The 15,052-nt window shown below is 43.3% G+C and carries 10 protein-coding genes and 3 rRNA genes; all 13 read left to right on the top strand.

What is annotated here, in order from left to right; genetic code table 11:
* Positions 1 to 48 precede the first annotated feature (48 nt).
* The 13 genes from CKV70_RS09160 to purF all read left to right on the top strand — a co-directional run bounded on the left by CKV70_RS09160 (position 49) and on the right by purF (position 15,049).
* Positions 49 to 654: an HD domain-containing protein gene (locus CKV70_RS09160; protein ID WP_003723983.1), complete on the top strand. Its 606-nt coding sequence runs from the start codon at positions 49 to 51 to the stop codon at positions 652 to 654.
* A gap of 338 nt (positions 655 to 992) precedes the next feature.
* A 16S ribosomal RNA gene (locus tag CKV70_RS09155) occupies positions 993 to 2,542 on the top strand.
* A 246-nt stretch (positions 2,543 to 2,788) separates the two neighbouring features.
* A 23S ribosomal RNA gene (locus CKV70_RS09150) occupies positions 2,789 to 5,720 on the top strand.
* 77 nt (positions 5,721 to 5,797) lie between these two features.
* Positions 5,798 to 5,913: ribosomal RNA gene (rrf, locus tag CKV70_RS09145) — 5S ribosomal RNA — on the top strand.
* The 16S, 23S and 5S rRNA genes sit together here, the layout of an rRNA operon.
* 127 nt (positions 5,914 to 6,040) lie before the next feature.
* Complete coding sequence (locus CKV70_RS09140; protein WP_003722254.1) at positions 6,041 to 6,565, top strand: DUF2179 domain-containing protein; 525 nt, start codon at positions 6,041 to 6,043, stop codon at positions 6,563 to 6,565.
* A 205-nt stretch (positions 6,566 to 6,770) separates the two neighbouring features.
* Positions 6,771 to 7,259 carry a 5-(carboxyamino)imidazole ribonucleotide mutase gene (purE, locus tag CKV70_RS09135; RefSeq protein ID WP_003722253.1) on the top strand — a complete coding sequence of 163 codons (489 nt, stop codon included), beginning with the start codon at positions 6,771 to 6,773 and terminating at the stop codon, positions 7,257 to 7,259.
* Positions 7,252 to 8,376, top strand: coding sequence for a 5-(carboxyamino)imidazole ribonucleotide synthase (gene purK, locus CKV70_RS09130; RefSeq protein ID WP_031695688.1), 1,125 nt, complete (start codon positions 7,252 to 7,254; stop codon positions 8,374 to 8,376). Before purE ends, purK begins: the two co-directional genes overlap by 8 nt.
* 18 nt (positions 8,377 to 8,394) lie before the next feature.
* The gene (purB, locus tag CKV70_RS09125) at positions 8,395 to 9,687 is read left to right on the top strand and encodes an adenylosuccinate lyase (RefSeq protein WP_014600931.1); all 1,293 of its coding nucleotides are present in this window, start codon (positions 8,395 to 8,397) and stop codon (positions 9,685 to 9,687) included.
* An 80-nt stretch (positions 9,688 to 9,767) separates the two neighbouring features.
* On the top strand, positions 9,768 to 10,481 hold the full coding sequence (gene purC / locus CKV70_RS09120) for a phosphoribosylaminoimidazolesuccinocarboxamide synthase (protein WP_003733239.1): 714 nt from the start codon (positions 9,768 to 9,770) through the stop codon (positions 10,479 to 10,481).
* An 11-nt stretch (positions 10,482 to 10,492) separates the two neighbouring features.
* Positions 10,493 to 10,738 carry a phosphoribosylformylglycinamidine synthase subunit PurS gene (gene purS, locus CKV70_RS09115; protein ID WP_003722248.1) on the top strand — a complete coding sequence of 82 codons (246 nt, stop codon included), beginning with the start codon at positions 10,493 to 10,495 and terminating at the stop codon, positions 10,736 to 10,738.
* Between the two features lie 3 nt (positions 10,739 to 10,741).
* Complete coding sequence (gene purQ, locus CKV70_RS09110) at positions 10,742 to 11,425, top strand: phosphoribosylformylglycinamidine synthase subunit PurQ (protein ID WP_003733240.1); 684 nt, start codon at positions 10,742 to 10,744, stop codon at positions 11,423 to 11,425.
* Positions 11,418 to 13,637, top strand: coding sequence for a phosphoribosylformylglycinamidine synthase subunit PurL (gene purL / locus CKV70_RS09105; RefSeq protein WP_014600930.1), 2,220 nt, complete (start codon positions 11,418 to 11,420; stop codon positions 13,635 to 13,637). Before purQ ends, purL begins: the two co-directional genes overlap by 8 nt.
* Positions 13,622 to 15,049 carry an amidophosphoribosyltransferase gene (gene purF / locus CKV70_RS09100; protein WP_003722245.1) on the top strand — a complete coding sequence of 476 codons (1,428 nt, stop codon included), beginning with the start codon at positions 13,622 to 13,624 and terminating at the stop codon, positions 15,047 to 15,049. Before purL ends, purF begins: the two co-directional genes overlap by 16 nt.
* Positions 15,050 to 15,052: the final 3 nt, after the last annotated feature.

Here is a 15,052-nt window from a genome sequence, read left to right as displayed (position 1 = left end):
TTTTCTACTATTGTACATGAAAATAACGTAAAAAAGGAGCAAATACTAATGAAGCAAGAAGAAATAATAATTGCCGCGCAAAAATGGATGCAGTCTCATTTTGAAAAGGAAACTACTGGACACGACTGGGAACATATTAAACGAGTCTGGCATTTAAGTAAACAAATCCAAGTAACAGAAGGTGGGGACAAATTTGCAATCGAATTAGCAGCATTGTTTCACGACTATAATGATAGCAAACTAACAGAAGACCCATTACAAGCAACTGAAATAATCACAACTTGGCTGAGAGAAAAAGAAATACCTGAAGATGTAATCAGTAAAATCATCCGAATTATCCAAGCAGTTTCTTTTAAAAATGGAAAAAATCCTATCCAAGCTTCTACAATAGAAGAAAAAATAGTTCAAGATGCAGACCGTTTGGATGCAATTGGTGCAATCGGTATAGCTCGAACATTTACTTATGGAGGAGCACACAATAGAGAAATCGCTAATCGAGATCACCCAGAAAATACCACTTTACAACACTTTTACGATAAATTACTCTTAATTCAAACGCAACTAAAAACAAAGACTGGTCGGGAACTTGCAGGAGAAAAACAAAAAATTATGCAGGATTTTATACATGCACTAGAGAAAGAATTAAAAATATAACTTAAAAGGCTTGTATTTAGTATAAAGCTGTTATATAATGATAAAGCTGAATTGATACAAATTGATTCATCAAAAAACATTTTAAAAATAGTTGTTGACGTGATTTGAACTTTATGGTAAGATTTAAAAGTTGCGTTAACAAAGCAACTGACCTTTGAAAACTGAACAAAGAAGAAGACGAAAAGCAATGAGACGTAAAGTCTCACTGGTAATCGCAGGGCAGAAAACAGAAAGCTGTTTTCAACAAAACAAACTAGTAATTTAATTGCTAGCGAAGTCAATTTGACGCAAGGAATCTTATTCACGGTGTTGAATAAGTATTCAAATTCAATTTATATTTTAAAGAGAGTTTGATCCTGGCTCAGGACGAACGCTGGCGGCGTGCCTAATACATGCAAGTCGAACGAACGGAGGAAGAGCTTGCTCTTCCAAAGTTAGTGGCGGACGGGTGAGTAACACGTGGGCAACCTGCCTGTAAGTTGGGGATAACTCCGGGAAACCGGGGCTAATACCGAATGATAGAATGTGGCGCATGCCACGCTTTTGAAAGATGGTTTCGGCTATCGCTTACAGATGGGCCCGCGGTGCATTAGCTAGTTGGTAGGGTAATGGCCTACCAAGGCAACGATGCATAGCCGACCTGAGAGGGTGATCGGCCACACTGGGACTGAGACACGGCCCAGACTCCTACGGGAGGCAGCAGTAGGGAATCTTCCGCAATGGACGAAAGTCTGACGGAGCAACGCCGCGTGTATGAAGAAGGTTTTCGGATCGTAAAGTACTGTTGTTAGAGAAGAACAAGGATAAGAGTAACTGCTTGTCCCTTGACGGTATCTAACCAGAAAGCCACGGCTAACTACGTGCCAGCAGCCGCGGTAATACGTAGGTGGCAAGCGTTGTCCGGATTTATTGGGCGTAAAGCGCGCGCAGGCGGTCTTTTAAGTCTGATGTGAAAGCCCCCGGCTTAACCGGGGAGGGTCATTGGAAACTGGAAGACTGGAGTGCAGAAGAGGAGAGTGGAATTCCACGTGTAGCGGTGAAATGCGTAGATATGTGGAGGAACACCAGTGGCGAAGGCGACTCTCTGGTCTGTAACTGACGCTGAGGCGCGAAAGCGTGGGGAGCAAACAGGATTAGATACCCTGGTAGTCCACGCCGTAAACGATGAGTGCTAAGTGTTAGGGGGTTTCCGCCCCTTAGTGCTGCAGCTAACGCATTAAGCACTCCGCCTGGGGAGTACGACCGCAAGGTTGAAACTCAAAGGAATTGACGGGGGCCCGCACAAGCGGTGGAGCATGTGGTTTAATTCGAAGCAACGCGAAGAACCTTACCAGGTCTTGACATCCTTTGACCACTCTGGAGACAGAGCTTTCCCTTCGGGGACAAAGTGACAGGTGGTGCATGGTTGTCGTCAGCTCGTGTCGTGAGATGTTGGGTTAAGTCCCGCAACGAGCGCAACCCTTGATTTTAGTTGCCAGCATTTAGTTGGGCACTCTAAAGTGACTGCCGGTGCAAGCCGGAGGAAGGTGGGGATGACGTCAAATCATCATGCCCCTTATGACCTGGGCTACACACGTGCTACAATGGATAGTACAAAGGGTCGCGAAGCCGCGAGGTGGAGCTAATCCCATAAAACTATTCTCAGTTCGGATTGTAGGCTGCAACTCGCCTACATGAAGCCGGAATCGCTAGTAATCGTGGATCAGCATGCCACGGTGAATACGTTCCCGGGCCTTGTACACACCGCCCGTCACACCACGAGAGTTTGTAACACCCGAAGTCGGTAGGGTAACCTTTATGGAGCCAGCCGCCGAAGGTGGGACAGATAATTGGGGTGAAGTCGTAACAAGGTAGCCGTATCGGAAGGTGCGGCTGGATCACCTCCTTTCTAAGGAAAAGGAAACCTGTGAGTTTTCGTTCTTCTCTATTTGTTCAGTTTTGAGAGGTTAGTACTTCTCAGTATGTTTGTTCTTTGAAAACTAGATAAGAAAGTTAGTAAAGTTAGCATAGATAATTTATTATTTATGACACAAGTAACCGAGAATCATCTGAAAGTGAATCTTTCATCTGATTGGATGTATCATCGCTGATACGGAAAATCAGAAAAACAACCTTTACTTCGTAGAAGTAAATTGGTTAAGTTAGAAAGGGCGCACGGTGGATGCCTTGGCACTAGGAGCCGAAGAAGGACGGGACTAACACCGATATGCTTTGGGGAGCTGTACGTAAGCGTTGATCCAGAGATTTCCGAATGGGGGAACCCACTATCTTTAGTCGGATAGTATCCTTACGTGAATACATAGCGTGAGGAAGGCAGACCCAGGGAACTGAAACATCTAAGTACCTGGAGGAAGAGAAAGAAAAATCGATTTCCTGAGTAGCGGCGAGCGAAACGGAAAGAGCCCAAACCAAGAAGCTTGCTTCTTGGGGTTGTAGGACACTCTATACGGAGTTACAAAAGAAAGTTATAAATGAAGCGGTCTGGAAAGGCCCGCCAAAGACGGTAACAGCCCGGTAGTTGAAATAGCTTTCCCTCCAGAGTGGATCCTGAGTACGGCGGAACACGTGAAATTCCGTCGGAATCCGGGAGGACCATCTCCCAAGGCTAAATACTCCCTAGTGACCGATAGTGAACCAGTACCGTGAGGGAAAGGTGAAAAGCACCCCGGAAGGGGAGTGAAACAGTTCCTGAAACCGTGTGCCTACAAGTAGTTAGAGCCCGTTAATGGGTGATAGCGTGCCTTTTGTAGAATGAACCGGCGAGTTACGATTTGTTGCAAGGTTAAGCGGAAAAAGCGGAGCCGTAGCGAAAGCGAGTCTGAATAGGGCGCATAAGTAACAGGTCGTAGACCCGAAACCAGGTGATCTACCCATGTCCAGGATGAAGGTAAGGTAATACTTACTGGAGGTCCGAACCCACGCACGTTGAAAAGTGCGGGGATGAGGTGTGGGTAGCGGAGAAATTCCAATCGAACTTGGAGATAGCTGGTTCTCTCCGAAATAGCTTTAGGGCTAGCCTCGAGGTAAAGAGTCATGGAGGTAGAGCACTGTTTGGACTAGGGGCCCTTCTCGGGTTACCGAATTCAGATAAACTCCGAATGCCATGTACTTATACTCGGGAGTCAGACTGCGAGTGATAAGATCCGTAGTCGAAAGGGAAACAGCCCAGACCACCAGTTAAGGTCCCCAAATATATGTTAAGTGGAAAAGGATGTGGGGTTGCTTAGACAACCAGGATGTTGGCTTAGAAGCAGCCACCATTGAAAGAGTGCGTAATAGCTCACTGGTCGAGTGACCCCGCGCCGAAAATGTACCGGGGCTAAACATATTACCGAAACTGTGGATGAACCTCTTTAGAGGTTCGTGGTAGGAGAGCGTTCTAAGGGCGGTGAAGTCAGACCGGAAGGACTGGTGGAGCGCTTAGAAGTGAGAATGCCGGTATGAGTAGCGAAAGAAGGGTGAGAATCCCTTCCACCGAATATCTAAGGTTTCCTGAGGAAGGCTCGTCCGCTCAGGGTTAGTCGGGACCTAAGCCGAGGCCGATAGGCGTAGGCGATGGACAACAGGTAGAGATTCCTGTACCAGTGCTAATTGTTTAACCGATGGGGTGACACAGAAGGATAGGGAATCGCACGAATGGAAATGTGCGTCCAAGCAGTGAGTGTGAGAAGTAGGCAAATCCGCTTCTCGCGAAGCATGAGCTGTGATGGGGAAGGAAATTAAGTACGGAAGTTCCTGATTTCACGCTGTCAAGAAAAGCCTCTAGGAAGAGTAGTACTGCCCGTACCGCAAACCGACACAGGTAGATGAGGAGAGAATCCTAAGGTGAGCGAGAGAACTCTCGTTAAGGAACTCGGCAAAATGACCCCGTAACTTCGGGAGAAGGGGTGCTCTATTAGGGTGCAAGCCCGAGAGAGCCGCAGTGAATAGGCCCAGGCGACTGTTTAGCAAAAACACAGGTCTCTGCAAAACCGTAAGGTGACGTATAGGGGCTGACGCCTGCCCGGTGCTGGAAGGTTAAGAGGAGTGCTTAGCTTCGGCGAAGGTACGAATTGAAGCCCCAGTAAACGGCGGCCGTAACTATAACGGTCCTAAGGTAGCGAAATTCCTTGTCGGGTAAGTTCCGACCCGCACGAAAGGCGCAACGATCTGGGCACTGTCTCAACGAGAGACTCGGTGAAATTATAGTACCTGTGAAGATGCAGGTTACCCGCGACAGGACGGAAAGACCCCGTGGAGCTTTACTGCAACCTGATATGGAATGTTTGTACCGCTTGTACAGGATAGGTAGGAGCCGAAGAGACGTGTGCGCTAGCATACGAGGAGGCAATGGTGGGATACTACCCTGGCTGTATGACCATTCTAACCCGCCACGCTTAGCGCGTGGGGAGACAGTGTCAGGTGGGCAGTTTGACTGGGGCGGTCGCCTCCTAAAGAGTAACGGAGGCGCCCAAAGGTTCCCTCAGAATGGATGGAAATCATTCGCAGAGTGTAAAGGCACAAGGGAGCTTGACTGCGAGACTGACAAGTCGAGCAGGGACGAAAGTCGGGCTTAGTGATCCGGTGGTTCCGCATGGAAGGGCCATCGCTCAACGGATAAAAGCTACCCCGGGGATAACAGGCTTATCTCCCCCAAGAGTCCACATCGACGGGGAGGTTTGGCACCTCGATGTCGGCTCGTCGCATCCTGGGGCTGTAGTCGGTCCCAAGGGTTGGGCTGTTCGCCCATTAAAGCGGCACGCGAGCTGGGTTCAGAACGTCGTGAGACAGTTCGGTCCCTATCCGTCGCGGGCGCAGGAAATTTGAGAGGAGCTGTCCTTAGTACGAGAGGACCGGGATGGACACACCGCTGGTGTACCAGTTGTTCCGCCAGGAGCATCGCTGGGTAGCTATGTGTGGCAGGGATAAACGCTGAAAGCATCTAAGCGTGAAGCCCCCCTCAAGATGAGATTTCCCATTTCTTCGGAAAGTAAGATCCCTGAAAGATGATCAGGTAGATAGGTTTGGAGTGGAAGTGTAGCGATACATGGAGCGGACAAATACTAATCGATCGAGGACTTAACCAAAAAATGAAACGAAGTTACCTAACTGAACCCTTTCTTCTCTAGTTTTGAGAGAGCAATCTTTCAACAATTCAATATTGTCTGGTAGTTATGGCGAGAAGGTCACACCCGTTCCCATCCCGAACACGGTAGTTAAGCTTCTCTGCGCCAATGGTAGTTGGGGGCTTCCCCCTGCGAGAGTAGGTCGCTGCCGGGCAATTTGAAAAGTCCTAATTATTTAGGGCTTTTTTTGTTGAAGTGTTTCTTTTGTCAGCTATCTAAATGGATGTTATATTAGTAAAAGACTCAGTGGAATGTAGTTTTTAGGTGGAGGGGTTATTTTAGTGGATAACGGTATATTTATAGTGGTTACTATTTTTATTGTAAATATTTTGTATGTGACGATTTATACGGTGAGGTTACTTTTAACGATGAAAGGTTATCGTTACTTAGCTGCACTTTCAAGTGTGTTTGAAATGATTATCTATGTAGTTGCCCTTAGTTTGGTTTTGGATAATTTAAATAATATTGCCAATGTTTTAGCGTATGCTGTTGGGTTTGGCGTGGGAATTATCGTCGGTATGAAAATTGAAGAGCGAATTGCTTTAGGTTATATTACAGTGAATGTTATTACGAAAGAATATAATTTAGACTTACCAAATCAAATTCGAGATCTAGGATATGGGGTTACTAGTTGGCTTGCAAGTGGTCGTGATGGTGAACGGATGATGCTTGAAATTTTGACCCAAAGAAAGAATGAGCGGAAATTATATAAACACATTATTGAAATTGATAATGGTGCATTCATTGTTTCCTCTGAGCCAAAACAAATTCACGGTGGTTTTTGGGTTAAACAAGTTCGGAAATGAAGAGAAGCTTACCTATGATGGTAGCTTCTTTTTTTATTTATTTAGTGAAAATGGATACATAATGCTAGTAAAAAGAACAAATATACCCTAAACACGAACGTTAATAAAATGTAACAATTAAATGTTCGATTTTTCGTTGACATTTATCGTACCTATTGTTAGAATGAAGGAGTCGAAAAGAGATTATTAAGGAGTTGATCACGTAATGCCTGCTGTAATTGGTGTCATTATGGGGAGTACCTCAGATTGGGATACAATGAAAAAAGCATGTGATGTATTAGATGAATTAGAAATAGCTTATGAGAAAAAAGTGGTTTCTGCTCATCGTACACCAGATTTAATGTTTCAATATGCAGAACAAGCGCGGGAACGTGGTTTGAAAATTATTATTGCTGGTGCTGGGGGCGCAGCGCATTTGCCAGGTATGGTTGCGGCAAAGACGACTTTGCCTGTTATTGGTGTGCCAATTAAATCAAAAGCGTTGAATGGAATGGATTCATTACTTTCTATTGTGCAGATGCCTGGAGGTGTTCCGGTAGCGACAGTTGCTATTGGAGAAAGTGGTGCTGTAAATGCTGGACTTCTAGCCGCACAAATTTTATCCATAACAGACGATGCAATTACTAACAGATTACAAAAAAGACGTGCTACACTAGAAGAAACAGTTCTAGAAAGTAGTGATTATCTTGGATAAAAAATTTTTACTGACAAATAGTACTATTGGTATCATTGGTGGCGGACAACTTGGTCGTATGCTAGCTCTTGCGGCGAAAGCGATGGGGTATCGTATTATTGTTCTCGATCCTACCGCTGATTGTCCAGCTGCTCAATTAAGTGATGAGCAAATTATCGCTGACTATGATGATAAAGTAGCCTTACGCGAACTTTCCGAAAAAGCAGATGTAGTTACATATGAATTTGAAAATATCGACTATGATGCTTTGAAAATGACGCAAAACTTAGTATCTGTCCCACAAGGATCGGAATTGCTTTCGATTACACAGGATAGGATTTTGGAAAAAGCTTATCTGGAATCAGCTAATATTAACATTGCGCCATATGCGGTTATAGTGGAACAAGATGAAATCGAAAATGAAATTAAAAGTATTGGATATCCTGCTGTTTTAAAAACGGCACAAGGTGGATACGACGGGAAAGGCCAAGTGGTTATTCATGATGCGAGGGATATCGAAACAGCAGCGAGATTATTGCGTTACGGCTCTTGTGTACTAGAAGCTTGGATTCCTTTTGAAAAAGAGATTTCTGTGGTTGTCGCTCGTAATTTAGATGGGCAAATAGAAACTTTTCCAGTTGCAGAAAATGTACATGTAAATAATATTTTGCATACGACTATGGTTCCAGCAGATGTGGCGGCTGACGTTTACGAGGAAGCGGAAGAAATTGCGAGAAAGTTAGCAGAAGTACTTCAATTATGTGGTGTTTTAGCAGTAGAAATGTTTGTGACAAAATCAGGCGCTATTTATGTAAATGAACTTGCCCCAAGACCGCATAACTCCGGACATTTTACAATTGAAGCTTGTTCGATTTCTCAGTTTACGCAGCATATTCGAGCGATTGTTGGATTACCACTCGTAAAACCAGAACTTTTAAAACCCGCCGTAATGATTAATATTTTAGGGCAACATGTTGATGCTGTGAATAAACAAATGGTGAATTATCCACATTGGTTTGTACATTATTATGGCAAAAAAGAAGCGAAAATCAATCGCAAAATGGGACATGTCACTGTGCTGGCTGATGAACCAAAAGCGGTTATACAAGATTTAGAAGAAACGCAAATTTGGAAGTAACTGGAGGAATTTAAAAGAATGTTAGAACGTTATACTCGTAAAGAAATGGGCAACATTTGGACAGAACAAAATCGTTATCAGGCTTGGCTAGAAGTGGAGATTTTGGCTTGTGAAGCTTGGGCAGAGCTTGGTGATATTCCGAAAGAAGACGTTGCGAAGATCCGTGCTAATGCGAAGTTTGATGTGGATCGGATTCATGAGATTGAACTAGAAACGAGACATGATGTTGTGGCATTTACTCGTTCAGTTTCTGAGTCGCTTGGTGCGGAACGTAAATGGGTTCATTATGGCTTAACTTCAACAGACGTAGTGGATACAGCGAATTCTTATTTACTTAAACAAGCGAATGAGATTTTGCGCAAGGATTTGGAAAATTTCATTGCGATTATTGGCGAAAAAGCAAAAGAACATAAATATACTGTAACTATGGGACGTACACATGGTGTTCACGCGGAACCTACTACTTTTGGGTTGAAGCTTGCTCTATGGTACGAGGAAATGAAACGTAACTTAGAACGTTTTAATTTTGCAGCTGATGGTGTGGAATTCGGGAAAATCTCTGGTGCGGTCGGGACGTATGCGAATATTGATCCTTTTGTGGAGTCTTACGTATGTGAAAAATTAGGAACAACTCCTGCGCCGATTTCTACACAAACGTTGCAACGCGATCGCCATGCAGAATATTTGGCAACACTTGCATTAATTGCAACTTCTGTAGAAAAATTTGCGGTAGAAGTACGTGCACTGCAAAAAAGTGAAGTGCGTGAAGTAGAAGAATTCTTTGCAAAAGGACAAAAAGGTTCATCTGCAATGCCGCATAAACGTAATCCAATTGGTTCTGAAAATGTAACTGGATTAGCGCGCGTTATTCGCGGTCATATGGTTACTGCTTATGAAAATGTACCACTTTGGCATGAACGTGATATTTCTCATAGTTCAGCGGAACGAATTATTTTACCAGATTCTACTATTTTATTAGATTATATTTTGAATCGTTTTGGAAATATCGTGAAAAACTTGACGGTGTTCCCAGAAAATATGAAACGCAATATGGACAGAACACTTGGACTTATTTATTCACAGCGTGTATTACTTGCGCTTATTGATAAAGGTTTAGCTCGTGAAGCGGCGTATGATGTCGTGCAACCAAGAGCAATGGAAGCTTGGGAAAAACAAGTACCTTTCCGTGAATTAGTAGAACAAGATGCAATAATTACTGAAAACTTATCTGCGGATGAAATTGCAGATTGCTTTGATTACAACTATCACCTGAAGAATGTCGACTTAATTTTTGATCGTTTAGGATTATAATTACGGGCAGAATACAATCTAACCTCTTTGATATTTATTTTTTCAAAGAGGTTAAGTACTTTATAAGGAGATAAATTATCGTGACTAATGAACTGGTTTATGAAGGTAAGGCAAAACGACTTTTTAAAACAGAAGAAGCTGGTGTCTTGCGTGTTGCTTATAAGGACGATGCGACAGCGCTAAATGGAGTACGAAAGGAATCTTTTGCTGGGAAGGGTGAGCTTAATAACCAAATTACATCGCTTATTTTTTCTCATTTGGCGGAAGCGGGAATAGAGAGTCATTTTATTCGGGCGATTTCGGAAACGGAACAATTGGTGAAAGAGGTATCAATTATTCCACTTGAAGTGGTTGTTCGTAATGTGATGGCTGGGAGTCTTGCGAAACGGCTTGGAAAAGAAGAAGGCGAGCCAATTCCGAATGCGATAGTAGAATTTTACTATAAAGATGATGCGCTAGATGACCCGTTTATTAATGATGACCATGTGCTTTATTTAGAGGTTGCGACAACGAGTGAGATGGATACGATTCGTCAGGCGGCTCGTTCGATTAATAAGGTGCTACAAGAATTATTCAATCAAATGAATATTACGCTGATCGATTTTAAATTAGAATTTGGTCGGGACGCGGCTGGAGAAATTTTGCTAGCAGATGAGATTTCGCCTGATACATGTAGACTTTGGGACAAGGAAACAAATCAAAAGCTCGATAAGGATGTCTTTCGTCGGAATATTGGCAATTTAACAGATGTGTATACAGAAGTATTGAATAGATTAAAGCAAGTTCAAAACTAGGAGGCCACAAAATGTATAATGTCAAAGTTTATGTCACTTTAAAGAAAAGCGTATTAGATCCGCAAGGGGTTGCAGTAAAAGATGCAGCGAAAAGCATGGGTTACGAGGAAGTAGAAGATGTTCGTATTGGTAAATTTATGGAACTTAAAGTAGCGAAGTCGGATAGAGATATTCATGAAGTGTTAAATGAAATGTGTGACAAACTGCTAACAAATCCGGTGATGGAAGATTACCGATATGAAATTGAGGAGGCTTAAACGATGAAATTTGCTGTCATTCAGTTCCCAGGTTCTAATTGTGATCTTGATATGCTACATGCGATTCGCGATTCTCTTGGCGAGGAGGCGGAATATATATGGCATGCGGAAACAAGTCTTGCAGGCTTTGACGCGGTATTACTTCCAGGTGGATTTTCTTACGGAGACTACTTGCGAACTGGTGCGATTGCAAAATTTTCAAGTATTATGCCAGAAGTTTTGCGCTTTGCTGAAATGGGAAAACCAGTGCTTGGTGTGTGTAACGGATTTCAAATTCTAACGGAAATTGGTTTGCTGCCGGGTGCTTTAATTAGAAATAATAATCTGCATTTTATTTGTAAAACAGTGCCGCTTCGTGTGGCAAATGCGAGTACGATGTTTACGGAACTTTATGAAGAAGGCGAAATTATCCAAGTTCCCGTTGCTCACGGAGAAGGTAACTATTACTGTGACGACGAAACACTTTTAAAACTAAAAGAAAATAACCAAATTGTTTTTACATATGATAGCGTTAATCCGAATGGCAGCCGTGCGGATATTGCAGGTATTGTAAATGAACGAGGTAATGTGCTTGGGATGATGCCGCACCCAGAACGTGCGGTAGAAGAAATTATTGGTGGGACAGATGGTTTAAGACTTTTCGAGTCCGTTGTAAAAGCTTGGAAGGAGGAACAAGTAAATGCCTAACATGGAGCCAACGACAAAAGAAATTAAAGAACAAAGGATTTATCAAGAAATGGGCTTAACTGATAGTGAATATGATCTTGTTTGTTCGATTCTTGGACGCGAGCCTAATTATACAGAAACTGGACTTTTCTCCGTTATGTGGTCCGAACATTGTAGCTATAAAAACTCAAAACCAGTGCTTCGAAAATTTCCGACAGAAGGAAAACAAGTATTGCAAGGACCGGGTGAAGGTGCTGGGATTGTCGATATTGGCGATGGTCTAGGTGTTGCATTTAAAGTGGAGAGTCATAATCATCCATCCTATGTGGAGCCGTATCAAGGGGCTGCAACTGGGGTTGGTGGAATTATTCGCGATGTGTTCTCGATGGGAGCTAGACCGATTGCGATGCTTAACTCGCTTCGCTTCGGCGAATTAGATACACCACATGCGAAATACTTGGTGAGTGAAGTCGTTGCTGGAATCGCAGGATACGGTAACTCCATTGGGATTCCAACAGTTGGTGGCGAAATCCAATTTGATTCTTGTTATACGAAAAATCCGCTAGTCAACGCGATGTGCGTTGGTTTAATCGAAGCGAAAGATATTCAAAAAGGCCAAGCAAAAGGAATTGGCAACCCGGTGATGTACGTTGGTGCTAAAACTGGTCGTGACGGGATTCATGGTGCTACTTTTGCTTCTGTAGAGTTTAGTGAAGAAGGCGAACAACAACGTTCTGCTGTACAGGTGGGCGATCCTTTTATGGAGAAATTGTTGCTTGAAGCATGTTTAGATGTGATTCGTGATCATTCAGATATTTTAGTGGGAATTCAAGATATGGGGGCTGCTGGTCTTGTTAGCTCGAGTTCCGAAATGGCGTCAAAAGCGGGCGCTGGGCTAGAATTAATTATGGATGATGTGCCGCAACGGGAACTACACATGACGCCTTATGAAATGTTGCTTTCTGAATCTCAAGAACGAATGCTTCTATGTGTGAAAAAAGGGCATGTGGAAGAAATCCAAGCGTTATTTGAACGTTATGGTTTAGAGGCTGTCGTTATAGGCCAAGTAACGGATGATAAAATGTACAAAATCATTCATCACGGGGAAGTGGTTGCAAACGTACCAGTTGATGCACTTGCGGAAGACGCTCCAGTTTATCATAAGCCTTCGAAAGAACCAGCTCGTTATCAAGCTTTCCAAGAAGAGGAAGCATTTGTGCCAGTTATTGACGACGTGGTGGGAGTTTGGAAGGAACTGCTTGCTCAGCCAACGATTGCAAGTAAGCGCCATATTTATGAGCAATATGATTACCAAGTACGGACGGATACAGCGGTTGTGCCTGGGTCGGATGCGGCAATTGTTCGTGTGCGTGGAACAGAGAAGGCAATTGCGATGACGACAGATTGTAACTCGCGTTATTTGTATCTTGATCCTGAAGTGGGCGGAGCGATAGCGGTTGCGGAAGCGGCGCGCAATATCGTATGTTCTGGCGGAAAACCACTAGCGATTACAGATGGACTTAACTTCGGAAATCCAGAAAAACCAGAAATATTTTGGGAAATTGAAAAAGCGGCAGATGGTATTAGCGCAGCTTGTTTAGAACTTGATACGCCTGTCATCTCTGGGAATGTATCACTTTATAATGAAACAGATGGTACCGGTATTTATCCAACGCCAGTCATTGGAATGGTTGGTTTAGTAGAAGATTTGGCGCATATTACAACACAAGATTTTAAAGCTAGTGGCGATGTGATTTTCTTAATCGGTGAAACAAAAGCTGAATATAGTGGTTCGGAGTTGCAGAAAATTCAACAAGGGAAAATTAGCGGACGCGCGCCGGAATTAGATTTAGTGACAGAGAAAAAATACCAACAATTACTTCTAACTGCGATTCAGGAAGGTCTAGTTGCTTCTAGTCATGATTTGGCAGAAGGCGGATTTGGTGTTGCGCTTGCGGAAGCGACTTTTAAAGCAGGACTTGGTGCGGATGTAGAAGTACCATTTGCGCTAAGTCAGCTTTTCAGTGAATCGCAATCACGTTTCTTAGTATCGGTAAAACCGGAAAACGAAGCAGCTTTTGCGCAATTAATGGAACTGGAAAAAGTATACCGACTTGGTGTAGTTACTGCAGATGAAACGATTCGTGTGAAACATAAGGAAGACCTAGTAACAGTGAAAACAACGGAATTACGATCCATTTGGGAAGGGGCTATTCCATGCTTGCTGAAGTAAAAGGACTTAACGAAGAATGTGGTATTTTTGGTATTTGGGATCATCCTAATGCAGCGGAAATTACCTATTATGGGTTGCATAGTTTACAACACCGCGGTCAAGAAGGTGCCGGAATTGTTTCCACAGACGGAGAAACGCTAAAAGGTCACCGAAATCTCGGACTTTTAGCAGACGTATTTAAACATGGTGAATTAGATGATTTAAAAGGTAAAGCAGCCATTGGCCACGTTCGATACGCGACAGCTGGTCAAAAAAACTTAGGCAATGTACAACCATTTTTATTTCACTTTCATAGTTCTTCTTTAGCACTTGCACATAACGGGAATTTGGTTAATGCCAAAAGTTTACGCCGTGAACTAGAAGAAGAAGGCGCTATTTTCCAAACGAGCTCAGACACAGAAGTATTAGCGCATTTAATTAAACGTAGCCATACGGGTGACTTTGTAGAAGATTTAAAAGTGGCTTTAAACAAAGTTAAGGGAGGCTTTGCTTATATGCTGCTTACGGAAGATACAATGTATGCTGCACTTGATCCGAATGGTTTTAGACCGCTTTCGATTGGTCGCATTGGTGATTCTTACGTAGTTGCTTCAGAAACATGTGCTTTTGAAACGGTTGGCGCTGAATTTGTTCGAGACGTGGAGCCAGGCGAACTAATTATTATTAATGATGACGGACTTCGGATTGAAAAGTTCACGGAGAATGTGACACATTCGATTTGTAGCATGGAATATATTTATTTTGCGCGACCAGACTCTAATATTGCTGGAATTAATGTACACTCGGCAAGAAAACGTTCCGGGAAACGGTTAGCAAAAGAAGCATTTATTGATGCAGACGTTGTGACTGGTGTGCCGGATTCTAGTATTTCTGCGGCAATTGGTTATGCCGAAGAAGCTGGTCTTCCTTATGAGCTTGGTCTCATCAAAAATAGATATGTGGCAAGAACCTTTATCCAACCATCGCAAGAACTTAGAGAGCAAGGTGTTAGAATGAAGCTCTCTGCGGTGCGTGGGGTTGTGGAAGGGAAACGTGTTGTCATGATTGATGATTCGATTGTGCGCGGGACGACGAGTAAACGTATTGTGCAACTTTTGCGGGAAGCGGGAGCAGCGGAAGTTCATGTGAGAATAGCTTCACCGCCACTTGCTTACCCTTGTTTTTACGGTATTGATATTCAAACGCGAAATGAATTAATCGCATCTAATTATTCTGTCGATGAAATTTGTCGGATTATTGGGGCTGATTCTTTAGAGTATTTGAGTGAAGAGGGTTTAGTAGATTCGATTGGTAGACCTTATCCGAACGAACCTTATGGGGGACTTTGTATGGCTTATTTTAACGGCGATTATCCAACCCCTTTATACGATTATGAAGCGGAATATTTAGCGAGCTTAGAAGCAGAAAAATAATGA

The sequence above is a fragment of the Listeria monocytogenes genome, assembly GCF_900187225.1.
GTDB lineage: Bacteria > Bacillota > Bacilli > Lactobacillales > Listeriaceae > Listeria > Listeria monocytogenes.
The sequence above is the reverse complement of the archived record's forward strand: the minus strand, read 5'-3'. Positions and strand labels throughout refer to the sequence as shown.

Bases quoted from the DNA above. Each gene is read 5' to 3' on its own strand.
- purS (WP_003722248.1), top strand. From the start codon at position 10,493: ATGTATAATGTCAAAGTTTATGTCACTTTAAAGAAAAGCGTATTAGAT.
- purB (WP_014600931.1), top strand. From the start codon at position 8,395: ATGTTAGAACGTTATACTCGTAAAGAAATGGGCAACATTTGGACAGAA.
- purQ (WP_003733240.1), top strand. From the start codon at position 10,742: ATGAAATTTGCTGTCATTCAGTTCCCAGGTTCTAATTGTGATCTTGAT.
- CKV70_RS09160 (WP_003723983.1), top strand. From the start codon at position 49: ATGAAGCAAGAAGAAATAATAATTGCCGCGCAAAAATGGATGCAGTCT.
- purE (WP_003722253.1), top strand. From the start codon at position 6,771: ATGCCTGCTGTAATTGGTGTCATTATGGGGAGTACCTCAGATTGGGAT.
- purL (WP_014600930.1), top strand. From the start codon at position 11,418: ATGCCTAACATGGAGCCAACGACAAAAGAAATTAAAGAACAAAGGATT.
- purF (WP_003722245.1), top strand. From the start codon at position 13,622: ATGCTTGCTGAAGTAAAAGGACTTAACGAAGAATGTGGTATTTTTGGT.